This is a genomic window from uncultured Paracoccus sp. (genome assembly GCF_937873615.1).
Taxonomy (GTDB): Bacteria; Pseudomonadota; Alphaproteobacteria; order Rhodobacterales; family Rhodobacteraceae; genus Paracoccus.
Genome location: NZ_CALMYP010000066.1, coordinates 59709 through 81681 on the forward strand (window position 1 = coordinate 59709; position 21973 = coordinate 81681).

21 protein-coding genes and 2 tRNA genes are annotated in these 21973 nt (G+C 64.6%); 12 read left to right on the forward strand and 11 right to left on the reverse strand.

Features of this window, described 5'->3' with window-relative positions:
* The first annotated feature begins 80 nt into the window (after window positions 1-80).
* On the forward strand, window positions 81-569 hold the full coding sequence (locus tag Q0330_RS16215; protein WP_299481841.1) for an Lrp/AsnC family transcriptional regulator: 489 nt from the start codon (window positions 81-83) through the stop codon (window positions 567-569).
* Here Q0330_RS16215 and pgeF read toward each other — a convergent pair.
* Genes pgeF through lgt form a run of 3 tightly spaced genes read right to left on the reverse strand, consistent with a single transcriptional unit; the run spans window position 566 to window position 3305 of the window.
* Window positions 566-1387 (reverse strand): peptidoglycan editing factor PgeF, encoded by an 822-nt coding sequence (gene pgeF, locus Q0330_RS16220; protein WP_299481844.1) that lies wholly within the window; start codon window positions 1385-1387, stop codon window positions 566-568. The two genes, Q0330_RS16215 and pgeF, sit on opposite strands and share 4 nt — an antisense overlap.
* Window positions 1384-2445, reverse strand: coding sequence for an SAM-dependent methyltransferase (locus tag Q0330_RS16225; RefSeq protein WP_299481847.1), 1062 nt, complete (start codon window positions 2443-2445; stop codon window positions 1384-1386). Before Q0330_RS16225 ends, pgeF begins: the two co-directional genes overlap by 4 nt.
* Window positions 2442-3305, reverse strand: a complete 864-nt coding sequence (lgt, locus tag Q0330_RS16230) for a prolipoprotein diacylglyceryl transferase (protein WP_299481850.1) — start codon at window positions 3303-3305, stop codon at window positions 2442-2444. The genes Q0330_RS16225 and lgt overlap by 4 nt, the downstream gene beginning before the upstream one ends.
* 109 nt (window positions 3306-3414) lie before the next feature.
* On the opposite strand from lgt, the gene Q0330_RS16235 reads away from it, so the two are divergent.
* Window positions 3415-3675 (forward strand): accessory factor UbiK family protein, encoded by a 261-nt coding sequence (locus Q0330_RS16235; RefSeq protein ID WP_299481853.1) that lies wholly within the window; start codon window positions 3415-3417, stop codon window positions 3673-3675.
* Here Q0330_RS16235 and Q0330_RS16240 read toward each other — a convergent pair.
* A complete protein-coding gene (locus Q0330_RS16240; protein WP_299481856.1) occupies window positions 3666-3995 on the reverse strand; it encodes a DUF6476 family protein in 330 nt (109 codons plus the stop codon). The two genes, Q0330_RS16235 and Q0330_RS16240, sit on opposite strands and share 10 nt — an antisense overlap.
* On the opposite strand from Q0330_RS16240, the gene Q0330_RS16245 reads away from it, so the two are divergent.
* From Q0330_RS16245 to Q0330_RS16255, 3 genes are read left to right on the forward strand one after another with little or no spacing between them, the layout of a single operon-like run.
* The gene (locus Q0330_RS16245) at window positions 3994-5037 is read left to right on the forward strand and encodes an RluA family pseudouridine synthase (RefSeq protein WP_299481859.1); all 1044 of its coding nucleotides are present in this window, start codon (window positions 3994-3996) and stop codon (window positions 5035-5037) included. The genes Q0330_RS16240 and Q0330_RS16245 overlap by 2 nt on opposite strands.
* 19 nt (window positions 5038-5056) lie before the next feature.
* On the forward strand, window positions 5057-5962 hold the full coding sequence (gene rpoH, locus Q0330_RS16250; protein WP_299481862.1) for an RNA polymerase sigma factor RpoH: 906 nt from the start codon (window positions 5057-5059) through the stop codon (window positions 5960-5962).
* Between the two features lie 51 nt (window positions 5963-6013).
* A complete protein-coding gene (locus Q0330_RS16255; protein ID WP_299481865.1) occupies window positions 6014-7054 on the forward strand; it encodes a hypothetical protein in 1041 nt (346 codons plus the stop codon).
* A 44-nt stretch (window positions 7055-7098) separates the two neighbouring features.
* On the opposite strand, the gene Q0330_RS16260 is transcribed toward Q0330_RS16255, so the two are convergent.
* Window positions 7099-7824: a hypothetical protein gene (locus Q0330_RS16260; RefSeq protein ID WP_299481868.1), complete on the reverse strand. Its 726-nt coding sequence runs from the start codon at window positions 7822-7824 to the stop codon at window positions 7099-7101.
* Between the two features lies 1 nt (window position 7825).
* Window positions 7826-8401 (reverse strand): lytic transglycosylase, encoded by a 576-nt coding sequence (locus tag Q0330_RS16265; RefSeq protein WP_299481870.1) that lies wholly within the window; start codon window positions 8399-8401, stop codon window positions 7826-7828.
* 195 nt (window positions 8402-8596) lie between these two features.
* On the opposite strand from Q0330_RS16265, the gene Q0330_RS16270 reads away from it, so the two are divergent.
* The 4 genes from Q0330_RS16270 to Q0330_RS16285 are packed head-to-tail and all read left to right on the forward strand — an operon-like array spanning window position 8597 to window position 12536.
* On the forward strand, window positions 8597-10003 hold the full coding sequence (locus Q0330_RS16270; protein WP_299481873.1) for a circularly permuted type 2 ATP-grasp protein: 1407 nt from the start codon (window positions 8597-8599) through the stop codon (window positions 10001-10003).
* A 12-nt stretch (window positions 10004-10015) separates the two neighbouring features.
* A complete protein-coding gene (locus tag Q0330_RS16275; RefSeq protein WP_299481876.1) occupies window positions 10016-10963 on the forward strand; it encodes an alpha-E domain-containing protein in 948 nt (315 codons plus the stop codon).
* Window positions 10964-10965: 2 nt separating this feature from the next.
* Window positions 10966-11778 (forward strand): transglutaminase family protein, encoded by an 813-nt coding sequence (locus Q0330_RS16280; protein WP_299481879.1) that lies wholly within the window; start codon window positions 10966-10968, stop codon window positions 11776-11778.
* Between the two features lie 32 nt (window positions 11779-11810).
* On the forward strand, window positions 11811-12536 hold the full coding sequence (locus Q0330_RS16285; protein ID WP_299481882.1) for a proteasome-type protease: 726 nt from the start codon (window positions 11811-11813) through the stop codon (window positions 12534-12536).
* 4 nt (window positions 12537-12540) lie between these two features.
* Here the strand turns inward: Q0330_RS16285 and mutS are convergent, their stop codons facing one another.
* Window positions 12541-15168 carry a DNA mismatch repair protein MutS gene (gene mutS / locus Q0330_RS16290; protein WP_299481885.1) on the reverse strand — a complete coding sequence of 876 codons (2628 nt, stop codon included), beginning with the start codon at window positions 15166-15168 and terminating at the stop codon, window positions 12541-12543.
* A 63-nt stretch (window positions 15169-15231) separates the two neighbouring features.
* On the opposite strand from mutS, the gene fosX reads away from it, so the two are divergent.
* Entirely contained in the window at window positions 15232-15648 is a 417-nt protein-coding gene (gene fosX, locus Q0330_RS16295; protein WP_299481888.1) for a FosX/FosE/FosI family fosfomycin resistance hydrolase, read from the forward strand.
* A 190-nt stretch (window positions 15649-15838) separates the two neighbouring features.
* Here the strand turns inward: fosX and Q0330_RS16300 are convergent, their stop codons facing one another.
* The 3 genes from Q0330_RS16300 to dapF all read right to left on the reverse strand — a co-directional run bounded on the left by Q0330_RS16300 (window position 15839) and on the right by dapF (window position 18693).
* A complete protein-coding gene (locus Q0330_RS16300; RefSeq protein ID WP_299481891.1) occupies window positions 15839-16492 on the reverse strand; it encodes a hypothetical protein in 654 nt (217 codons plus the stop codon).
* 126 nt (window positions 16493-16618) lie between these two features.
* Window positions 16619-17881 (reverse strand): tRNA (N(6)-L-threonylcarbamoyladenosine(37)-C(2))-methylthiotransferase MtaB, encoded by a 1263-nt coding sequence (gene mtaB, locus Q0330_RS16305; protein ID WP_299481894.1) that lies wholly within the window; start codon window positions 17879-17881, stop codon window positions 16619-16621.
* Window positions 17878-18693: a diaminopimelate epimerase gene (gene dapF / locus Q0330_RS16310; RefSeq protein ID WP_299481897.1), complete on the reverse strand. Its 816-nt coding sequence runs from the start codon at window positions 18691-18693 to the stop codon at window positions 17878-17880. Before dapF ends, mtaB begins: the two co-directional genes overlap by 4 nt.
* Before the next feature lie 94 nt (window positions 18694-18787).
* On the opposite strand from dapF, the gene Q0330_RS16315 reads away from it, so the two are divergent.
* Together Q0330_RS16315 and Q0330_RS16320 are read left to right on the forward strand one after the other, a co-directional pair.
* Window positions 18788-18863: transfer RNA gene (locus tag Q0330_RS16315), tRNA-Lys, on the forward strand.
* 304 nt (window positions 18864-19167) lie between these two features.
* Window positions 19168-19242, forward strand: a tRNA-Val gene (locus Q0330_RS16320).
* 253 nt (window positions 19243-19495) lie between these two features.
* Here Q0330_RS16320 and lon read toward each other — a convergent pair.
* The gene (lon, locus tag Q0330_RS16325) at window positions 19496-21910 is read right to left on the reverse strand and encodes an endopeptidase La (protein ID WP_299481900.1); all 2415 of its coding nucleotides are present in this window, start codon (window positions 21908-21910) and stop codon (window positions 19496-19498) included.
* Window positions 21911-21973 lie beyond the last annotated feature (63 nt).

Consider the following 21973-nt stretch of genomic DNA (forward strand, 5'->3'; position numbering starts at 1 on the left):
GAAATATTATTGCGCGAAGGCCCCGCCGCGTATAGCTTCATTCCCATTTCCAGACCGACCCATTCCATGAGGGCTTAGCCATGGCCAGTACCAAACTGGACGAAATCGACCGCCGGATTCTGGCCGAGCTTCAGGGCGACGGGCGGATGACCAATGTCGAACTGGCCCGCCGGGTCGGCATATCCGCCCCGCCCTGCCTGCGCCGCGTCCGGGTGCTGGAGGAAGCCGGTTACATCCGTGGCTATCACGCCGATCTCGATCCGGGCTGCCTCGGCTTCGATGTGCAGGTCTTCGCCATGGTCCGCCTGCAGAACCAGTCCGAGCGCGACCTCGCCACCTTCGAGGAGCGCGTCCGGGCCTGGCCGCTGGTCCGCGAATGCCACATGCTGAACGGCGAGATCGACTTCATCCTGAAATGCGTGGCCCCCGACCTGCCGAGCTTTCAGCATTTCCTGACCGAAAGCCTGACCGCCGCGCCGAACGTCGCCTCGGTCAAGACCTCGCTGGTGATCCGGGGCGCCAAGGACGAGCCGGGCGTGCCTTTCCCGGCTGGCTACAGCAAACGCTAGGACTGCCCGAGCGATCCCGTCGCCATCGGTTGCAGCGTGATCCCCGCCTGGCCCGGCAGGGCGATGGCCGAGATCAGCCGGCCATAATCGGCCTCGCCCTGATGGGTGCTGCGGCGATAGGAAAAGAAGCGTTCGGGGTCGGAATAGGTGCAATGGCGTGTCCATGCCGCCTCGACCCCAGCGGCGCGCAGACGCATCAGCCCGAAAGAGGGCAGATCGAACATCGGCTTCTCATTCGGACCGTTCGAGAAGAAGCGTTGGTAGTCCGGGTCTTCGGCGGTGAACTCATCCATGAAATCCCAGCCGACCTCATAGGCGCGCTGCGAGATCGTGGGCCCGATCACCGCGCGGATGTTCTGCGCGCCGAGATCGCGCATCGCCTGCACCGTCGCCTCCAGCACGCCGCCAAGCGCGCCGCGCCAGCCGGCATGGGCGGCACCGATCACACCGGCGGCAGGGTCGGCGAACAGCACCGGCTGGCAATCCGCCGTCAGCACCGCCAACGCCACCCCCGGCAGGGCCGAGACGATGCCATCGGCGCGGATATGGTCGCTTGTCGCCGCATCCTCGAGCACAGAAAGCGTCACCACATCGGCGGAATGAACCTGATGGACACCGGCCAGCCGGTCGGGGGCCACGCCCATCGCCTCGGCCACGCGGGCGCGGTTGGTGGCCACGATCTCGGTCTGGTCGTTCGAGCCGCGCCCGCAATTCAGCCCCGCATAAAGGCCGGAACTGGCCCCGCCCTTGCGGGTGAAAAAGCCGTGCCGGACGCCGTCCAGCAGATCATGGGTCAGGATTTCGAGCGTCAGTTTCATGTTTCCCTGTCCGCGCCGCGCGTCGGTTGGCGCGTGAAGCCTGCGGGCGCGGGCGCGGCTTTCGGCCAGATGGCAAGCGCCTTGAACAACTCACCCATTTCCGCCGAGTCGGTCAAGCGTCGTGCCGCAACCAAGGCCCCGGCATCGCCCGAAGCCGCCAGCTTTTCCGCCCGGGCCGCGATCCCGAGCGCGCCCAGAAGCGCGCCCTGCGTAGTATAGCCGAAGGCGCAGCCGGCCGCATCCGCTGCCGCCGCCAGATGGGCGAAATCGACATGCGCCGTCAGATCGGCCATGCCGGGCGCGGCCAGCGGATCGACAGGCCGATGCGCCGACAGCGCCTGAAACGTGTCGCAGCGCCCGTTCCAACCGCCGTAATCGAGGATCAGCGCCACCCCGCCATGGGTCGCGATCCTGCTGGCGATTTCGGTCACGATGGCACCGGCGGCGGGACAACGCTCGATCACATCGCCCTCAACACCGGGCAGATCCACGCTGAGCGGCGGGCCGAGGCCGAAGCGCAGGTCTTCGCCGTCGAGGCCGATCAGCCGCTCGGCCCAGCCCTGCGCGCCGCGCTGGAACTGCTGGATCGGCAGGGCATCGAAGAATTCGTTGGCGATCAGGAACAGTGGCGCCTGCGGCAGGGCGGCGACATCGTCGGCATGGACCAGCTCTCCAAGCGCCTGCCGCTGCATCGCGCGCAGATGCGGCGAGGCCTCGACCAGATGCAGCCGCGCCGCCTCGCTCATGCCGGGCACAATGCGGATGGCGCGGCCAAGATCGGCCATCAAGGTGCCCCGGCCCGGCCCGATCTCGGCCAGTGTAAACGGCGAAGGCCGGCCCTGATCCAGCCAGGCCTGCCCGAGGCAGAGGCCCAGCAATTCCCCGAACATCTGGCTGATCTCGGGCGCGGTGGTGAAATCGCCCGCCACGCCGAAAGGATCGCGGGTGGTGTAATAGCCATGCTCAGGGTGCAGCAGGCAGATTTCCATGTAGCGCGCGACCGAGATCGGCCCCGAGCGCCGGATCTCGTCCCGGATCTGGGCGTCAAGCGGCGTCATCGGGCCGGCAGGCGCAGCGCGCGGATGATGAACAGAAGGCCAAGTGCCAGCATCGGCAGCGACAGGATCTGCCCCATGCTCAGCCCCAGTGCCACGCGGCCAAGCGGGTTTTCGGGCGTGATGAACTGCGCATCCGCGACCCTGAAAAGCTCGACGAAGATCCGTGCCAGCGCATAGCCCGACAGGAAGACCCCAAGCGCCAGCCCCGGCCTGCGCAGCCCGCCCGCCCGGACCAGCCCGAACAGGATCAGGCCCAGAAGCAGCCCTTCCAGCCCGGCCTCGTAAAGCTGGCTGGGATGGCGGGCGCAAAGCCCCTCGACCCCTGGGCAGTTCTGCGCCATCTCGCCGGGAAAGATCACCCCCCAGGGCAGATCGGTGGGCCGGCCCCAAAGCTCGGCATTGATGAAATTGGCGATGCGCCCGAAGAACAGCCCGATGGGGGCCACCACTGCCAGCGCATCGGCCAGCCGCAGGGGCGAGACCTCATTGCGCCGCGCCCACCACCAGGCGGCCAGCACCACGCCGGCAAAGCCGCCATGGAAGGACATGCCGCCTTCCCAGACCTTCAGGATCTCCAGCGGATTCTTCAGGTAAAAGCCGGGCTGATAGAAGAACACGAATCCCAGCCGCCCGCCGATCACCACCCCGGCCACGATCCAGGTCAGCAGATCCTCGACCTTCCCGGCGGGCATCGGCGCCTTGTCGCCCCAGACCCGGACGGATTTCATCAGCTTCCAGACCGCCAGCGCCCCCAGCACCAGCCCGACCAGATAGGCAAGCGCATACCAGCGCAGCGAAAACGCGCGCTCGCCCAGATGGATGGTGAAGATCTCGGGCGAAATATCGGGGAACGGGATCATGGCGGTCCTTCATTTTCGCGCGCACGCTAGCGACGGAACGGTCGGTGTCAACATTGAACCCGGGCGCGCCCTGCCCCATATAGTCGGCAAACGCCTTGAGGAGCATCATATGTCCACGCAAAACAAGTTCTTCGACGATATGTCACGGATGATGACAAACGCGATGGGTGTCGCCCAGGGCGCCAAGGACGAGGCCGGGAACGCCTTCAATTCCTGGATCGACCGCTGGCTGGCCGAGCGCGATCTGGTCACGCGCGAGGAATTCGACGCCGTGCGCGACATGGCGATCAAGGCCCGCACCGAGAATGCCGAACTGAAATCCCGCCTCGACGCGATCGAGACGCGGCTGAACGAAGCCGGTCAGGGCTGATCCAGCGCAATCCTTTGCTGAAGACTGCCGTCGCGGCCATAGACCAGCACCTCGCCGGTATCGGTCACCACGATCAGGTGCCGCGCCGAAAAGGTCACGGCCTCGGCGCTGGCACCTTCCGGCAGGGCGACGGCGGCGGGAAGCTCTGGCAGGGGCGGCGCGCTCAGGCGGATCCACAGGATGGCGACGATGGCGGCAAGCCCCAGCACCATGGCCACGGCCATTCCGGCGACGAGCAGACGCAGAAATCTCAAATGCGGCACGATCTGGGGCGAATCCGCCTCGTCCTGCGCCTTCGCATGATCTATGTCGCGTTGCATGGCTGAGTTGATCCTGACAATTCCCGACGATCTGACCGTGCGCCTTGATAAGGCGCTTGCCGATCTTGCGCCAGCGGAAGCGGCCCTGTCACGTTCGCGCATCGCCCGGCTGATCGCTGACGGCGCGGTCAGCGGGCCGGATGGGGCGGTGACGCAGCCGAAGCACCGCACCACACCGGGCGAAACCTATCGCATCGCCCTGCCCGCGCCGGAACCGGTCGAGACCCTGCCGCAGGACATCCCGCTGAACGTGGTCCATGAGGACGACGATCTGATCGTCATCGACAAGCCCGCCGGCATGGTCGTCCATCCCGCGCCGGGCAGCCCCGATGGCACGCTGGTGAACGCGCTGCTCTATCATTGTGCCGGCAGCCTGTCCGGGATCGGCGGCGAAAGGCGGCCGGGGATCGTGCATCGCATCGACAAGGATACGTCCGGCCTGCTGGTCGCGGCGAAATCCGACCGCGCCCATCACGGCCTCGCGGCGCAGTTCGAGGCGCATAGCGCCGACCGCGCCTATCTGGCGCTGGCACATGGGGTGATCGACGCCGCCGATGCCCGGTTGCGCGGCACCCGTGGCATCAGTTTCGAGCCGGGGGGCGTGATGAAGATCACCTCGCGCCTCGACCGCCACCCGAGCGACCGCCAGAAACAGGCGGTCTGGTTCGAGGGCGAGCGTGGCCGCCACGCCGTCACCCGCGCGAAGATGCTGGAAAGCTTCGGCACGCCACCCGCCGCGATGCTGGTCGAATGCCGGCTGGAAACCGGGCGCACCCATCAAATTCGCGTTCACATGGCCCATGCCGGGCTTGGGCTGATCGGCGATCCGGTTTATGGTGGGGCCAGGAAAGCATCCGCCCGCGCGCTTGGCGATGCCGCCCCATTCGTTCAGGACTTCCCGCGCCAGGCCCTGCATGCCGCCCGTCTCGGCTTTGCGCACCCCGTCAGCGGTATCGATCTGGAATTCAATTCACCCTTGCCTGCGGATATGCAGGACTTGCTCGCCAGATTGCGCGAAGCTGGCATTTCATCACCGCATTAATCCGGCGAGAGGACAGGATATGGCAAATTACACGAACCTTCCCGCCCCCAGCCCCGAACAGGGGCTGAACCGCTATCTTCAGGAAATCCGCAAATTCCCGCTGCTGGAACCGGAAGAGGAATACATGCTGGCCAAGGCCTGGGTCGATCACGAGGACAGCGAGGCCGCCCACAAGATGGTGACCAGCCACCTGCGCCTGGCCGCCAAGATCGCCATGGGTTATCGCGGCTATGGCCTGCCTCAGGCCGAGGTGATCTCGGAAGCCAATGTCGGGCTGATGCAGGCGGTCAAGCGCTTCGATCCCGAAAAGGGCTTCCGGCTGGCCACTTACGCGATGTGGTGGATCCGGGCCTCGATCCAGGAATATATCCTGCGGTCCTGGTCGCTGGTGAAGATGGGCACGACCTCGGGGCAGAAGAAGCTGTTCTTCAACCTGCGCAAGGCCAAGAACCGGATCGGCGCCATGGAAGAGGGCGATCTGCGCCCCGAAAACGTCGCCCGCATCGCCAATGACCTGAATGTGACCGAGCAGGAAGTGATCGACATGAACCGCCGCATGGCCGGTTCGGACGCCTCGCTGAACGCAACGGTCGGCTCTGGCGACGGCGAATCGACGGCGCAATGGCAGGACTGGCTGGAGGACGAGGATGCCGATCAGGCCCAGGCCTATGCCGAAAGCGAGGAACTCGACACCCGCCGCGCCATGCTGGTTCAGGCCATGGATGTGCTGAACGACCGCGAGAAGGACATCCTGATGGAGCGTCGTCTGCGCGACGATCCGCTGACGCTGGAGGAACTCTCCGAGCGTTACGAGGTCTCGCGCGAGCGGATCCGCCAGATCGAGGTGCGCGCCTTCGAGAAATTGCAGGAGCGTATGCGCATCCTTGCCCGCGACAAGGGCATGGCGATCGAGGGCGCCGGTTGACGCTGACCGGCCGCGCGGACATGCTGCGGCGGAAGGGTCTGGCGGACGGGCATGAGATCGACGGCGCTGAAGCAGTTTCAACGGCTGGAAGCGGCGGGCAGCTGGCGCCCCGCCCCGGGCGAGCAATTGCGCGAGGTCATCGTCTCCATCGGCGAAGCGACGCTGGTTCTGTCGGACCCGAAATCCGAGGCCCCGCTGACCCATTGGTCGCTGCCCGCCCTTGAGCGGCTGAACCCCGCGCAGGTGCCGGCAATCTATACGCCCGCCGCCACCGATAACGAGCGGATGGAGACGCTGGAAATCGACGACCCGCTGATGATCGAGGCGATCGACCGGGTCCAGAGCGCCATCGCGGCGCGGCGGCCGCATCCGGGCCGGCTGCGCAACCGGCTGACGCTGCTGGCATTGCTGGTGATGGTGCTGGGCGCCATCGTCTGGATGCCGCCGGCCTTGCGCGCCCATGCTGTGCGCATCACGCCTCAGGCCGAACGCGCCCGGATCGGCGATGCGATCCTTGCCGACATGATCCGCGCCACCGGCCAGCCCTGCCGCGACCCGGCGGCGGAACAGGTGCTGGGCGCGCTCTCGGCCCGCATCCCGCTGCCACCGAAAAGCCGCATCGTGGTCCTGCCGGAAGGTGTGGGCGGCGCGATCATGCTGCCCGGCAACCTGATGGTCGTCGACAATGCCCTGATCGGCGGCAAGGATGGTCCCGAAGCCCTTGCCGGGCACCTGCTCGCCGCGGATGTCGCAGCAAGGCAAACCGATCCGCTGAGTCTGACATTGCAACGCGCAACCTTTCTGGATGTCCTGAGCCTGCTGACGCGGGGGGCATTGTCCGCCGACAGCCTGCACGGCTTCGGCGAAGACCTGCTGGCCCTGCCCCCCCTGCCCCCTGACGACCGCAGCCTTCTGGCACGATTCGCCACCGCAAGAATACCTTCGTCTCCCTATGCCGAGACACGCGGAACCTCGGGCACGACCAGCCTGCCCCTGACCGAGGCCGACCCGTTCCGAACCGAACCCTATCCCGCCATCCTGAGCGAACGCGACTGGGTGACCCTGCAGCAGATCTGCATCGCCCGGGGCTGAGCGCCGTCAGGATCGACGATGTGTTTTGCGGGCTGCTGACGCGTTCAGCCGGTCAAGGCAATCGCGGTCCAGGCGTCGAGCCAGGCGAAAAGCGAAACGGTTTCGGGCGGGGCGTCCTCATCAACGATGACCAGAAGCGCATCCGGGTTCGATGACAGCCCCGGCCTGTCGAGATCGACCAGCAGATAGCCGCTTCCGCCCGAACGAAATATCTCGATCACGCGGTCGGTGTCATGGTCGAGGCTGAACGCGTCGAACCAGTCGGTTTCGCCATAGCTGTCGATTTCAGCCGCCATGCTGGTCAGCCGGGCCGAGCGCAGCAGGCCGCCGAAATCATACATGTCGGTCAGCCCGTCCATGAGTTCGGTATAGATCCAGCTGAGCGCGTCGGGCCCCGCTGTCAGCAAAAGCCGCGCGTGGGGATTGGGTGCCGGTGCCTGACCGAGCGGTCGCGCTGAAAGGGTCGGATAAAGCACCCCCCTTATGCGTCGCATGATGCAGCGCAGGGGGCCGCTTTCCGGGCTGCTGAGCATGAAGGCATCTTCGGCGGTCGACAGAAGTGCCGTGCAGACCTCGGGCAGGTAATCGGCCAGCATCGCGCATTCCGCCCGCAGGCAATCGAGCCGCGCGGCGGGATCGTCGTCAAGATAGCCCCGCCAATGTGCCGGCAGTTCCTGGGGATGCCCCGAGAAGGCCACGAAACCGGGATCGACACCGACCCGAAGGCGCCGCAGCGCCTCCTCCAGCGGGGTCGGCGCGGGCGTGGTCATATCAGCGGCAGCTGCGCAACTGGGCGTGATACATCTCGGCCCGGCCCTGAACGCTTGAGGCAACGCTCATCAGCCAGCTTTTCGAGCGGTAGGAGCCGCGCGCATAGCCGCCGCGCCCTTCGTGATAGGCAAGGTATTGCCCGCGCGCATCCCATTTCGAGATGCCAAGGGCCTTGCTCGTGCCGTCCATATACCAGCCCATGAAATCGGTCGCGTCGTTGATATTGTCGCGACGGGCGCGGCGGTTGCCGGTCTCGGCGACATAATCTTCCCAGGTGCCGTCGAGCGCCTGACTGTAGCCATAGGCCGAGCTTTGCCGTCCGACCGGGATGATGCCGAGCGCGTATTGATGCGGTGTGCGCGCGTCGCCGATGAATTTCGATTCCTGGTGAATCGCCGCCATCTGCACCGCGACCGGCACACCCCAGCGGCGCTCGGTCTTCTGCATGGCGCGGTAATAGGCCGGGCGTTCACGGATGATGGCGCAGGCATTGTCCAGATTTCGTGGGGCAGAATAATTGCCGCCACCACATGACGCGACCAGCATCAGAATCGCCAGTTTCAAGAGCCTGTTCATCTCTGCCTCGTTCTTGTTTTTCGGCCTTTATAAGGGATTTGTCGCGCTTGATAAACAGGGCGCTGGATCTGCATGTTTTTTCAGCAGACGGGCAGATTTGGACAGTTCAGACCAATTGGGTTAGGATGGCTGACTTTTCAATGGTCGAACAACAGGCCATGCTGAACTAAAGTTGCCGGAGGTAATGAGGGGCCGATGTATTACAACGAGATGTTCGACGGCGAAAAGGTCCGCGAGGCCTATGCAAGCCTCTCTGACTGGGTCGCGCAGATGCCGGTCGATTTCCGGCAACTCAAGCAGGCCGAGGCCGAGGCGCTGTTCCGGCGCATCGGGATCACCTTCGCCGTCTATGGCGAGGGCGGCGATCCGGACCGGCTGATCCCCTTCGACATGATGCCGCGGGTCTTCACCCAGGGCGAATGGCGCCGGCTGGAACGCGGCATCAAGCAGCGCGCCAAGGCGCTGAACGCCTTCCTGCGCGATGTCTATGGCCGGGGCGAGATCGTCCGGGCAGGCCGCATCCCGGCGCGCCTCGTCTATCAGAACGAGGCCTATGAAAAGGCCGTGGTCGGTTTCGTGCCGCCGCGCGGGGTCTATAGCCATATCATCGGCATCGACCTGGTGCGCACCGGCCGCGACGAGTTCTTCGTACTTGAGGACAATTGCCGCACACCCTCGGGGGTCAGCTATATGCTGGAGAACCGCGAGATCATGATGCGGATGTTCCCCGACCTGTTCCGTGGCAACCGGATCGAGCCGGTGGACGGCTACCCGGAAATCCTGCGCCGGACGCTGGAAAGCGTGGCGCCCAAGAAATGCGTGGGCCGGCCGCGCGTCGTCATCCTGACGCCGGGCCATTTCAACAGCGCCTATTACGAACACAGCTTCCTTGCCAACCTGATGGGGGTGGAACTGGTCGAGGGCGCGGATCTCTTTGTCGAGGGCGAATTCGTCTATATGCGCACGACCGAGGGGCCGAAGCGCGTCGATGTGATCTATCGCCGCCTCGACGATGCCTTCATCGACCCGCTGTGCTTCCGCCGCGATTCCATGCTGGGCGTGCCGGGGCTGATGGATGTCTATCGCTCGGGCGGGGTTTCGATCTGTTCGGCGCCCGGTGCCGGCGTGGCCGATGACAAGGCCATCTATACCTTCGTGCCGGAAATGGTCCGCTTCTATCTGGGCGAGGAACCGATCCTGAAGAATGTCGATACCTGGACGCTGTGGAAACAGGACGACTACAAATACGTGATGGACAACCTTGCCGATCTGGTGGTGAAGGAAGTCCATGGCTCGGGCGGCTACGGGATGCTGGTCGGGCCGAAATCGACCAAGAAGCAGATCGAGGAATTCCGCAAGCTGATCGAGAAGAACCCCTCGAATTACATTGCCCAGCCGACGCTGTCGCTGTCGACCTGCCCGACCTTCGTCGATGAGGGCGTGGCGCCGCGTCATGTCGATCTCAGGCCCTTCTGCCTGTGCGGCGACCGGATCGAACTGGTGCCGGGCGGGCTGACCCGCGTGGCGCTGAAAGAGGGCAGCCTCGTCGTCAACTCGTCTCAGGGCGGGGGCGTCAAGGACACCTGGGTCCTGTCGGAATAAGGGGTAACGATCATGCTCAGCCGTACCGCATCAAACCTGTTCTGGCTTGGCCGCCACATGGAACGCGCCGAAACCGCCTCGCGCCTGTTCGAGGTAGGCGCGCGCATCACCTTGCTGCCGAACACCGTCGAAGGCTATCGCAACGAATGGGAATCGCTGCTGCGCGCATCGGGCGCGGCGGATCGCTATGCCGCGAATTATGCCGATGTGACCGAGGAGAACATGGAGAAATTCATGCTCTTCGACCGCGACAACCCCTCATCCGTGGCCAGTTGCATCCATGACGCCCGCGAATCCGGGCGCATCGTGCGCACCGCGCTGACCAGCCGGGTCTGGGACGCGCTGAACGTCGCCTGGCAGGAGATGCGCGCCATCGGCCCGGGGCAGGAGGACGCCGCCGATCTGGCCGATTTCGTCGCCCGCCATGCCAATACCGTGCAGGGCGCCATCGACGGGACCCAGCTTCGCAATGACGGTTTCCGCTTCATGAAGCTGGGCTATGCGCTGGAGCGCGCGGATTCCACCGCGCGCGTGCTCGACGTGAAATATTTCGTTCTGTTGCCTCGTGTCGAATTCATCGGCTCGGGTCTCGACAGCTATCAGTGGCAGGTCATCCTGCGTGCGCTGTCGGCGCATCGGTCTTTCCACTGGGCTTATGGCGACGATGTCAGCGCCAGCCGCGTCGCCCATTTCCTGATCCTGAACGGCGAAGCGCCGCGCGCGCTGATCACCTCGGTCAACGAGGCGCTATCGCATCTGGAGGCGCTGACCCGCCGCTATGGCGGCGATGTGCCCTGCACCGCGCGGGACCGGGCGCGGGCGCTGGCCGATCGGCTGGCGGGGCTGGATATCGAAGAGATCTTCGATGAGGGGCTGCACGAGTTCCTGTCCGATTTCATTATCGAGATCGGACAGATCGCGAGCTGCGTCCAGGACGATTACTTTCACGGCAGGGGCTGAACATGCGGCTCAAGATCACTCATCATACCGTCTACAACTACGAAAACCCGGTGCGTTTCGGTGTGCAAAGCCTGCGGCTGAGCCCTTCGGTCTTCCAGGGCCAGAAGGTCATCGACTGGCAGGTCGACATGGGCGAGGCCGGAGAGCCGGGCGCGGGGTTTCGCGACGGCGCCGGCGACTGGATCCAGCTCTGGACCCTGCGCGGGCCGGTCACCCAGGTGCCGGTGCGCATCGACGGCGTGGTCGAAACCACCGACCTGTCCGGCGTGCTGCGCGGCCATCGCGAAATGGTCAACCCCTTCGTCTATATGCAGACCACCGAGGCGACGACACCCGATGCGGCCCTGCGCGATCTGGCCGCGACCCCTTCGGATGAGCTGACCCGCCTCGATCTGGCGCATGAACTGTCGCATCTGGTCTACAGCAATGTGCCCTATAAAAGCGGCGTGACGACGCTGGCCACCACTGCGGCCGAGGCCCTGGCCATCGGCGGTGGCGTCTGTCAGGACCATGCCCATGTGCTGATGGTGCTGGCCCGGCTGCGCGACATGCCGGCACGCTATGTTTCGGGCTATCTGCACGCGGATGCCGATGGCAACGCGCATGAGGCCTCCCATGCCTGGGCCGAGATCTTCATCGAAGGCCTCGGCTGGGTCGGCTTCGACGCCGCCAACAAGACCTGCCCGAACCAGCATTATGTGCGCACGGGTTCCGGTCTTGACGCGCGGGACGCGGCACCGATCCGTGGTGTCACGGTCATGGGTGGGGCAGAAAAGCTCGATGTGAAGGTTGCGGTCGAGGAAGTGGCGCAGTAGGTCTCGCGGCTGACGAATCTCCGGGGTTGAAGATGACCTATTGTGTTGCGCTGAAACTGAATGACGGGCTGGTGCTTCTGTCCGATACAAGGACCAATGCCGGGCTGGACAATATCGCGACCTATCGCAAGATGTTCTTCTTCGAAGAGCCGGGCGAGCGCGTGATCGGCATCCTGACCGCCGGCAGCCTGTCGGTCACCCAGACCACCATCGCCCGCCTGCAGGAGGCCGTCGATTCCCCGGATAGCGACGGCACCACCTCGATCATGAAGGCCGAGACCATGCTGGGCGTGGCCGACATCATCGGCGATGTCCTGTCGCGCACCCGGCGCGAGATCGCGGCCCATTCGGAGTTGCAGCAGGGTCAGGCCACCGCCAGCATGATCGTCGCCGGCCAGCGGGCGGGCGGCGACATGCGCCTGTTCCTCGTCTATCCCGAGGGCAATCACATCGAGGCGACCGATGACACGCCCTATCTGCAGATCGGCGAGCACAAATACGGCAAGCCGATCCTCGACCGCGTGGTCACCCCCGAGACCAGCCTTGAAGACGCGCAGAAGGCGGCGCTTCTGTCGATGGATTCGACGATGAAGTCGAATCTGTCGGTCGGGATGCCGCTGGATCTGGCGGTGATCGAAACCGATGCCTGCCGTGTCAGCACCAAGCGCCGGATCATGAAGGACGACCCGCAATTCTCGGAAATGTCTCATGCCTGGTCCGAGGCCCTGCGCGACGCCTTCGTGAAGATGCCGATCTAGGCCGTTATTCCACCAACCCCTTTAATTCATAGATCAGATCCAGCGCCTCGCGCGGGGTCAGGCTGTCGGGGTGGGTATCTTTCAAACGTGCCTCGGCGACGCTTTCCTTTGCCTTGGCGGGCGCAGGCGCGGGTGGCAAGGCGCGAAACAGCGGCAGGTCGTCGATGATCGCGGCGGGCTTGGCGGCGCCCTCGCGTTCCCCGGATTCGAGGCTGGCAAGGATGTCGCGGGCGCGGGTCACCACCGCGTCAGGCAGTCCGGCCAGACGGGCGACCTGCACACCGTAAGATCGGTCGGCGGCGCCCCTGATGACCTCGTGGAGGAAGATCACCTCGCCCTCCCATTCGCGGACGGCGACGGTGGCGTTCTCGACGCCGTCCAGCCGGGCGGCAAGCGCGGTCAATTCGTGGTAATGGGTCGCAAACAGCGCCCGGCAGCGGTTGATCGCCTGCAGATGTTCCATCACCGCCCAGGCGATCGACAGCCCGTCCCAGGTCGCCGTGCCGCGCCCGATCTCGTCGAGGATCACCAATGCGCGGTCGTCGGCCTGGTTCAGGATCGCCGCCGTTTCCACCATCTCGACCATGAAGGTGGATCGCCCCCGCGCCAGATCGTCCGCCGCGCCGACCCGGCTGAACAGCTGGCTGACCAGCCCGATATGGGCGCGGGCGGCGGGCACGAAGGATCCGGCCTGCGCGAGGATGGCGATCAGCGCGTTCTGGCGCAGGAAGGTCGATTTGCCGGCCATGTTCGGCCCGGTCAGCAGCCAGATTGCCGGCGTGTCCCCGCCGGTCAGCGCGCAGTCATTGGCGACGAAGCTCTCGGATTTGCGGCGCAGCGCGCGTTCCACGACCGGGTGGCGTCCGGCCTCGATCTCGAAGGCGCGGGTCTCGTCGACCTGCGGGCGGGTCCAGCCCTCGCCCGTCGCCAGATCGGCGAAAGCGGCGCTCAGGTCGATTTCCGCCAAGGCCCGCGCCGCCTGACCGATGGGGCCGGCGGCGGCAAGCACCGCCTCGCGCAGGCGGGCGAAGATGCCGCGCTCGATCTCCAGCGCGCGGTCGCGGGCGTTGAGGATGCGGGTCTCCAGTTCCGACAGCGGCACGGTGGTGAAGCGGATCTGGTTGGCGGTGGTCTGGCGGTGGATGAAGGTCTCGTTCAGGGGCGGGGCCATCATCTTCTCGGCATGGGTTGCCGTGGTCTCGATGAAATAGCCGAGCACGTTGTTATGCTTGATCTTCAGGCTGGCGACCCCGGCCAGATCGGCATATTCGCCCTGCATCTTCGCAATCACGCCGCGGCCTTCGTCGCGCAACTGGCGGGTCTCGTCCAGATCGGCATCGAAGCCCGTTGCGACAAAGCCGCCATCGCGGGCCAGCAGCGGCGGCTCGGCCACAAGCGCGTCGTCCAGAAGGTCGATCAGTCCGTCATGGCCGACAAGATCGCGCGCGGCGTCAGTCAGCACAGCCACGCTGTCATCGCCCAGAAGGGCGGCGATGCCGATCGCCTGTGTCAGCCCGGCCCGGATCGCGGCCAGATCGCGCGGGCCGCCGCGTTCCAGCGCCAGCCGCGAGAGCGCCCGGTCCATGTCGGGGACGCGCGACAGCGCCTCGCGCAGATCGGCGGTCAGGCGGGCGTCGGCTGCCAGATGCGCCACCGCGTCATGGCGGGCATGGATGGTGGCAAGATCGCGCGAGGGCGCGGAAATCCGGCGTTCCAGCAGCCGCGCGCCCGCCGCCGTCGCGGTGCGGTCGATGGCCGACAGAAGCGAGCCCTCGCGCCCGCCCGACAGCGCCTGCACCAGTTCCAGATTGCGCCGGGTCGCGGCGTCGATCTGCATGGCGCCCGCCGCTTCCTCGCGCAAAGGCGGGCGGATCAGCGGCAGCTGCGCCTTCTGGGTCAGTTCCAGATAGGCGGCAAGGGCACCCATCGCCGCCAGTTCGGCGCGCGAGAAGCTGCCGAATCCGTCCAGCGTCTCGACCTTGAACAGCGCCGCCAGCCGCCTTGTCGCGGCGGCGCTGTCGAAATTCTGCGCCCCGATTTCGGTCAGGGCCGCGCCGGATTCGGTGGCGAGTTCGTCCAGCCCGCTGCCCTCGATGGCCAGCAATTCGCGCGGACCGATCCGCGCCAGTTCCGGGGCCAGCCGCGCGGGCGGGCAGGCCATGACCCGCAGCGAGCCGGTGGAAATATCGACCCATGCCAGCGCGCTTTCGTCGCGCACCGACGCGAAGGCGGCCAGAAAATTGTGCCGCCGCGCTTCCAGCAGCGATTCCTCGGTCAGCGTGCCGGGCGTGACCAGCCGCACCACATCGCGGGCGACGACCGATTTCGCGCCGCGCTTCTTGGCCTCGGCCGGGTCCTCCATCTGCTCGGCGATGGCGACGCGAAAACCCTTGCGGATCAGGGTCAGCAGGTAACTTTCGGCGGCATGAACCGGCACGCCGCACATCGGGATCGGCTCTCCCAGATGGGTGCCGCGCTTGGTCAGGGCGATGTCGAGGGCCGCCGCCGCCGCCACCGCATCGTCGAAGAACATCTCGTAGAAATCGCCCATGCGATAGAACAGCAGCGCACCCGGATTGGCCTCGCGGATCGCGAGATACTGGGCCATCATCGGGGTCGGCTGGTCGGACATGGGCGCCTCCTTCGTCCGCCGGTTCTAGCGCATCATGCGCCAATTGCCAGAGCGGGAGGAAAGATGACCAAAGGGCTGAGCCATATCACCTTCATCTGCCAGGACCTCGACCGGATGGAGGAGATCCTGACCCGGGTTCTGAACGCGCGAAAGATCTATGACAGTGCGGGCACGGAGTTTTCGATCTCACCCGAGCGCTTCTTCGACATCGGCGGCATCTGGGTGGCCACGATGCAGGGCGATCCGCTGCCCGCGCGCAGCTATAACCACGTCGCCTTCAAGATCGCTGAGTCCGATTACGACACCCGCCTGACCGCGATCCGCAATCTGGGGCTGGATCTGCGCGAAAGCCGGCCCCGGGTCGCGGGCGAGGGGCGCTCGATCTATTTCCACGACGCCGATAATCACCTGTTCGAACTGCATACCGGGACATTGGCCGAGCGGCTGGCCCGTTATGCGAAAGGCCGAGCTGTCGGATAAGGGTGGCTGATACAGAACGAGAACGATGCGCTGTCATATGTCTGGTCGGAGGCCAGAGTAACGAATGCTGCAGGCTGCACGGACGTCCGCCTTTTCTGTTTGCCCGACGAACGATGACTGAGCAGCGCGTGTTCAGATGAAAGCCTTGAAGGACGAATATGCATGACGCGACCTCTGTCACTTGGGTGTGCTACGTGCCCCAAGGCCACGGCTGCCACACGGATAGGTATATTGGTGCTCTGATTAAATCTCCGGTTCCCGTTTGCAGTACTAGATCGAACACCTTTTGAGTTGGTCTACGGTTCGGAAATTGGTCAGTTGGCGATTGCATAAGCGCGCAGTTTTGGTTCATTCCTGCGCTTGCACGACCGACAGACATTCGCGCGGTGCAGGGGCCTTTAGCCAACGAGGCTTCGATAGAGACAAGCTCAATGCCCATTAGCTCTAGGGCCAGAGCCGGATCATAGCTATCTAAGTCCTGGCGATGTAAAACAGAAAAGAACTCGGTTTGACCGGGAGAAAGCTCAAGCCCTCCGGTTGCATTGAACTCCTCAATACCACACGGTGAATACCACTTACCATAGCTGCCGCCCCCACCGTTTAGGCCGTCAGTTGCAATCTCACATTTCACAATGAACAACTGGCGCGAAGAATGATTCGATACCGAAAAATCGAACTTCGCGGAAACCGATATTGGATTACTGACCAATTCGAATTCATTGAGTCGGGTGCTCACTTCCGGTGGAAGCTGGCCGCTTCGAAAACTCAGAAAGCTGAGATATAGGCTGCCAGTGGAGACAGCCAAAGCCAACACGCTTATGAAAATCGGAACTGCCTTGAACAAATGTCGTCCTTTCCCGAAAGAAAATGGGCTAGACCGCCTGATAGCATGCTCGCTGCAAAGCAGCCATTAGTGTAACAACGGCGAAGGTCGGCTTCGTCCCGCAACGCAGAACTTGGCACCAGCCTTTCAAACCTTCAGCCGCACCCCGTCATGGCCGGTGACGGTCATCTCCATCAGCGCGCCTTCCGGCATGTCGCGGTCGAAGGCGACTTCGGTGAATTGCTCGGTCCGGCCAACCCTCGGGCCTTCGGTCAGGATGCGATGGCTGCGGCCCTTTTGCGCGTCCAGATGCGCGCGCAGCGCCGCATCTCCGGCGGCGCGCAGCCGGGCGGCGCGGGACTTGACGGCATTGCCGTTCACTGCCGGCATCCGGGCGGCGGGCGTGCCCTGACGCGCCGAATAGGGGAAGACATGCAGGAAGGTCAGGCCGCAGTCCTGCACCAGTTTCAGCGAGTTTTCGAACATCGCCTCACTCTCGGTCGGGAAGCCGGCGATGATGTCGGCGCCGAAGACGATGTCGGGGCGCAACCGGCGGGCTTCCTCGCAGAAACGGATGGCATCGTCGCGCAGGTGGCGGCGCTTCATGCGCTTCAGGATCATGTCGTCGCCGGCCTGCAAGGACAGGTGCAGATGCGGCATCAGGCGCGGCTCGGTCGCGATGGCGGCCATCAGGTTCTCGTCGGCCTCGATGCTGTCGATGCTGGAGATGCGCAGACGCGGCAGATCCGGCACCAGTTTCAGGATCCGCATCACCAGATCGCCGAGGCGCGGCTGGCCCGGCAGATCGGCGCCCCATGAGGTCAGGTCGACCCCGGTCAGCACCACCTCGTTGAAGCCGCGATCGCGCAGCCGCCTGATCTGGTCGACGACCACGCCCGCCGGGACGGAACGCGAATTGCCGCGGCCGTAAGGGATGATGCAGAAAGTGCAGCGGTGGTCGCAGCCGTTCTGGACCTGCACATAGGCGCGGTGGCGGCCGAAGCCGTCGATCAGGTGGCCGGCGGTTTCAGTCACCGACATGATGTCGTCGACGATCACCCGTTCGGTCTGGCCGATCAGGTCGGGGGTCAGGCTAGCCCAGGTTTCGGGGCGCATCTTCTCGCTGTTGCCGACAACGCGGGTGACCTCGGGCATGGCGGCGAAGGTCTCGGGCTCGGTCTGGGCGGCGCAGCCGGTGACGATGATCGGGGCGTCGGGGTTTTCGCGCGACAGGCGGCGGATGTCCTGGCGGGCCTTGCGCACGGCCTCGGCGGTCACGGCGCAGGTGTTCACGATCACCGCGCCCTTGAGGCCGGCGGCCTCGGCCATCTCACGCATGGCCTCGGATTCGTAGGCATTCAGCCGGCAGCCATGGGTGGAAAAGACCGGCGCTTTATCCGCCCCGCTCATCCCCGCCAGACCCCGTCGAAGACATGCGCGGTCGGTCCGGTCATCCAGACCCCATCCTCGCGCCAGTCGATCATCAGCTGCCCGCCCGGCACGTTCACCGTAACCTTGCGCCCGGTCAGCCCGCGCCGCGCCGCCGCCACCGCCGCCGCACAGGAGCACGACCCCGAAGCCAGCGTCGGCCCGGTCCCGCGTTCCCAGATGCGCAGCCTGATTTCCTCGGGAGAGAGCACCTGCACGACCTCGACATTGGTCCGCTGCGGGTAAAGCGGGTGGTGTTCGTGTTCCGGCCCAAAACGGTCCAGATCGACCGCATCGGCATCGTCGACGAAAAAGGTCATATGCGGGTTGCCCATCCCGGTCGCGACCGGATCGCCGGGAATCGGCAGGTGCAGCGTGTCCAGATCCTGCGCCAGCGGGATCGCCTGCCAGTCCAGCACCGGCGGCCCCATATTGACGCGGGTCAGCCCGCCGCCCGCATCCTCTGCCATGAGGATTGCGTGATCGGTGCGCAGGCTGAGCCGGCTCTTGCCGGTGCCATCCATCAGAAAGCGCGCGATGCACCGTGTCGCATTTCCGCAAGCCGCCGAACGAGAACCGTCGGCGTTGAAGAAGACCAGCCGCGCATCGGCGTGATCGTCGTGGTCAATGGTCGCCAACTGGTCGAAACCGACCCCGAAATGCCGGTCGGCAATGGCCGCGATGGTGGCAGAATCAGGCGCCTCGACCCCGTGGCGGAGGTCGACGACAACGAAGTCATTGCCGAGCCCATGCATCTTCATGAAGGGCAGGCCGGGGGTGCGGGCGTGTTCCATGCCTGCCATATAGTGCGCCCGAAAACTTTTCGCCAGATCGGTGTTTTTGTGCTTGACCCTCCCCGCCGCGAAAACTAGGTAAGCGCCCTGTGATGGGCCCATAGCTCAGTTGGTAGAGCAACTGACTTTTAATCAGTGGGTCACAGGTTCGAATCCTGTTGGGCTCACCACTGAAATCAACGACACGCCGGCTGGTGCCGGTGGCGTTGTTTCGCGGAATGTCGTTCCACATACTCCACGATGATATCGTCAGTCACGAACAGGCGGAGCGGTCGGCCAATACTGCTACGCTTGGCAGCCCGATGCGACGAGTGCCTCACGGTCTTCCGCTCAGCTTTCGCCTTCGTAGAGAACGTCATCCTCTGGTCAAGAATCGAGGCGCTGAAACTATGTGCCAGCATTAGCCAGCGGAACCGTGAAAAACCTGTGCGCCCCCTTGCCTGTGCCAGCAGGGACCGTTATGAACCGCCGCACGGGTGATTAGCTCAGCGGTAGAGCGCTTCGTTCACATCGAAGATGTCAGCGGTTCAAATCCGTTATCACCCACCATATATTTCAATCGGTTACGCAGGTTCCTAAGTCTTCTGAACCTGTTTTGCCGCGCGCACAGGTTCGATTTCCGGCGCTGCGGCATCTTCAGGCATGAAATCGCGCGAATCTGGCTTAGACGCGCCCGGTCACAGCCGCATTCGAGAGGCCAATGATCTGACTGATCTTCCGTATTGCCATCCCGCCTGACGCCATGGCGGACATGAGAATGGGCGCGGAGTTGCCCCCGCGCCCTTCGATCTGTCTGCGAACCTCAGTGCGCCGTCTGTGCGGCCCCGCCCTGATCGCCGCGCCCGGCGGCCTGGCGGGCGGCCTCGGCGGCTTCCTCGGCCGCCTCGTCCCATTCGACGGGTTCAGGCATCCGCACCAGCGCGTGCTTCAGGACTTCCCGCACGTTCGAGACCGGAATGATCGTCATCCCCTCCTTCACGTTATCGGGGATCTCGACCAGATCCTTGGCGTTGTCTTCCGGGATCAGCACGGTCTTGATGCCGCCCCGCAGCGCCGCCAGAAGCTTCTCCTTCAGCCCGCCGATGGCCAGCGCATTGCCGCGCAGCGTGACCTCGCCGGTCATGGCGACATCCTTGCGGACCGGGATGCCGGTCATCACCGACACGACCGAGGTCACCATGGCCAGACCCGCCGAAGGCCCGTCCTTGGGCGTGGCCCCTTCGGGAACGTGAACGTGGATGTCACGCTTCTCGAATTCCGGCGGCTTGATGCCAAGCTCGGGCGAGATCGAACGCACGAAGCTGGAAGCCGCGTCGATCGACTCCTTCATCACCTCGCCCAGTTTCCCGGTCGTCTTCATGCGGCCCTTGCCGGGCAGGCGCAGCGCCTCGATCTGCAGCAGATCGCCGCCGACCTGGGTCCATGCCAGACCGGTGACCACGCCGACCTGATCCTCTTTCTCGGCCAGGCCATAGCGGTGACGGCGCACACCCAGATATTCCTCGACCTTTTCGGGGCCGACTTCGACGGACTTGGCCTTGCCCTTCAGGATCTCGGTCACCGCCTTGCGGGCCAGCTTGGCGATCTCGCGTTCAAGCGAGCGGACCCCAGCTTCGCGGGTATAGTAGCGGATGACGTGGTTCAGGGCCTCGTCGCTGACGCTGAATTCGCCCTTCCTGAGCCCGTTCGCCTTGATCTGCTTGGGCAGCAGGTGACGGCGCGCGATCTCGCGCTTCTCATCCTCGGTATAGCCGGCCAGCGGAATGATCTCCATCCGGTCGAGCAGCGGGCCGGGCATGTTGTAGCTGTTGGCGGTGGTGACGAACATGACGTTCGACAGGTCGTATTCCACTTCAAGATAGTGGTCGACGAAGGTCGAGTTCTGTTCGGGGTCCAGCACCTCCAGCATGGCCGAAGCCGGATCGCCACGGAAATCCTGCCCCATCTTGTCGATCTCGTCGAGCAGGATGAGCGGGTTGGTGGTCTTGGCCTTCTTCAGCGCCTGGATGATCTTGCCGGGCATGGAGCCGATATAGGTCCGCCGGTGGCCGCGGATCTCGGATTCGTCGCGCACGCCGCCAAGCGAGATGCGGATGAATTCGCGCCCCGTCGCCTTCGCCAGCGAGCGGCCAAGCGAGGTCTTGCCCACGCCGGGCGGTCCGACGAGGCTGAGGATCGGGCCCTTCAGCTTCTGGCTGCGCGCCTGCACGGCCAGATATTCGACGATCCGTTCCTTGACCTTTTCGAGGCCGTAGTGATCGGCATCCAGCACTTCCTCGGCCTTGGTCAGGTCCTTCTTGGTGCGCGACTTCACACCCCAGGGCAGCGCCAGCAGCCAGTCGAGGTAATTGCGGCTGACGGTGGCCTCGGCCGACATCGGCGACATGGATTTCAGCTTCTTCAGCTCGGAGTCCGCCTTCTCGCGGGCCTCCTTGCTGAACTTGGTCGCGGCGATCTTCTGTTCGAGTTCGGCCAGCTCATCGCCGCCCTCCTCGCTATCGCCGAGTTCCTTCTGAATGGCCTTCATCTGCTCGTTCAGATAGTATTCGCGCTGCGTCTTCTCCATCTGGGTCTTGACGCGCGACTTGATCTTCTTCTCGACCTGCAGAACCGACATCTCGCCCTGCATCAGCCCGTAAACCTTCTCCAGTCGCTCGGCGACGGTCAGGGTTTCCAGCAATTCCTGCTTCTTGGCGATCTCGATCCCCAGATGACCGGCGACCAGATCGGCCAGGCGGTCGGCCTCGGTCGTTTCCGAAACGGTCGAGACGACTTCGTCGGGGATGTTCTTGCGGATCTTGACGTATTTCTCGAATTCCTCGGCCACGGCCTTGCTGAGCGCGGCAACCGTGTCGGCATCGCCCTGCTCTTCGATCAGCGGCGTGGCCTCGGCCTCGAAATAATCGGGATTGTCGAGGAATTTGGTGATTTCCACGCGGCGCTGCCCTTCGACCAGCACCTTCACGGTGCCATCGGGCAGTTTCAGAAGCTGCAGCACATTGGCCAGAACCCCGATGCGAAAGATGCCTTCGTCGGTCGGTTCATCCACTGACGCGTCCTTCTGCGTCGCCAGAAGGATCGGACGATCCTCGGCCATGACCGCTTCCAGCGCCCGCACGGATTTGTCGCGACCGACGAAAAGCGGCACGACCAGATGCGGAAACGCCACGATATCGCGCAGCGGCAGCACGGGATGCGAATGAATGATATCGGTCATGTTCTTCCTTTCAAGCCCGAGGGCGCGCATCCCAAGATCGGCGGTGCGGACCCCCTGCATGGA

Coding starts and splice junctions, on each gene's coding strand:
- Q0330_RS16215 (WP_299481841.1), top strand. CDS start 81: ATGGCCAGTACCAAACTGGACGAAATCGACCGCCGGATTCTGGCCGAG.
- pgeF (WP_299481844.1), bottom strand. CDS start 1,387: ATGAAACTGACGCTCGAAATCCTGACCCATGATCTGCTGGACGGCGTC.
- Q0330_RS16225 (WP_299481847.1), bottom strand. CDS start 2,445: ATGACGCCGCTTGACGCCCAGATCCGGGACGAGATCCGGCGCTCGGGG.
- lgt (WP_299481850.1), bottom strand. CDS start 3,305: ATGATCCCGTTCCCCGATATTTCGCCCGAGATCTTCACCATCCATCTG.
- Q0330_RS16235 (WP_299481853.1), top strand. CDS start 3,415: ATGTCCACGCAAAACAAGTTCTTCGACGATATGTCACGGATGATGACA.
- Q0330_RS16245 (WP_299481859.1), top strand. CDS start 3,994: ATGGCTGAGTTGATCCTGACAATTCCCGACGATCTGACCGTGCGCCTT.
- Q0330_RS16240 (WP_299481856.1), bottom strand. CDS start 3,995: ATGCAACGCGACATAGATCATGCGAAGGCGCAGGACGAGGCGGATTCG.
- rpoH (WP_299481862.1), top strand. CDS start 5,057: ATGGCAAATTACACGAACCTTCCCGCCCCCAGCCCCGAACAGGGGCTG.
- Q0330_RS16255 (WP_299481865.1), top strand. CDS start 6,014: ATGAGATCGACGGCGCTGAAGCAGTTTCAACGGCTGGAAGCGGCGGGC.
- Q0330_RS16260 (WP_299481868.1), bottom strand. CDS start 7,824: ATGACCACGCCCGCGCCGACCCCGCTGGAGGAGGCGCTGCGGCGCCTT.
- Q0330_RS16265 (WP_299481870.1), bottom strand. CDS start 8,401: ATGAACAGGCTCTTGAAACTGGCGATTCTGATGCTGGTCGCGTCATGT.
- Q0330_RS16270 (WP_299481873.1), top strand. CDS start 8,597: ATGTATTACAACGAGATGTTCGACGGCGAAAAGGTCCGCGAGGCCTAT.
- Q0330_RS16275 (WP_299481876.1), top strand. CDS start 10,016: ATGCTCAGCCGTACCGCATCAAACCTGTTCTGGCTTGGCCGCCACATG.
- Q0330_RS16280 (WP_299481879.1), top strand. CDS start 10,966: ATGCGGCTCAAGATCACTCATCATACCGTCTACAACTACGAAAACCCG.
- Q0330_RS16285 (WP_299481882.1), top strand. CDS start 11,811: ATGACCTATTGTGTTGCGCTGAAACTGAATGACGGGCTGGTGCTTCTG.
- mutS (WP_299481885.1), bottom strand. CDS start 15,168: ATGTCCGACCAGCCGACCCCGATGATGGCCCAGTATCTCGCGATCCGC.
- fosX (WP_299481888.1), top strand. CDS start 15,232: ATGACCAAAGGGCTGAGCCATATCACCTTCATCTGCCAGGACCTCGAC.
- mtaB (WP_299481894.1), bottom strand. CDS start 17,881: ATGAGCGGGGCGGATAAAGCGCCGGTCTTTTCCACCCATGGCTGCCGG.
- dapF (WP_299481897.1), bottom strand. CDS start 18,693: ATGGAACACGCCCGCACCCCCGGCCTGCCCTTCATGAAGATGCATGGG.
- lon (WP_299481900.1), bottom strand. CDS start 21,910: ATGACCGATATCATTCATTCGCATCCCGTGCTGCCGCTGCGCGATATC.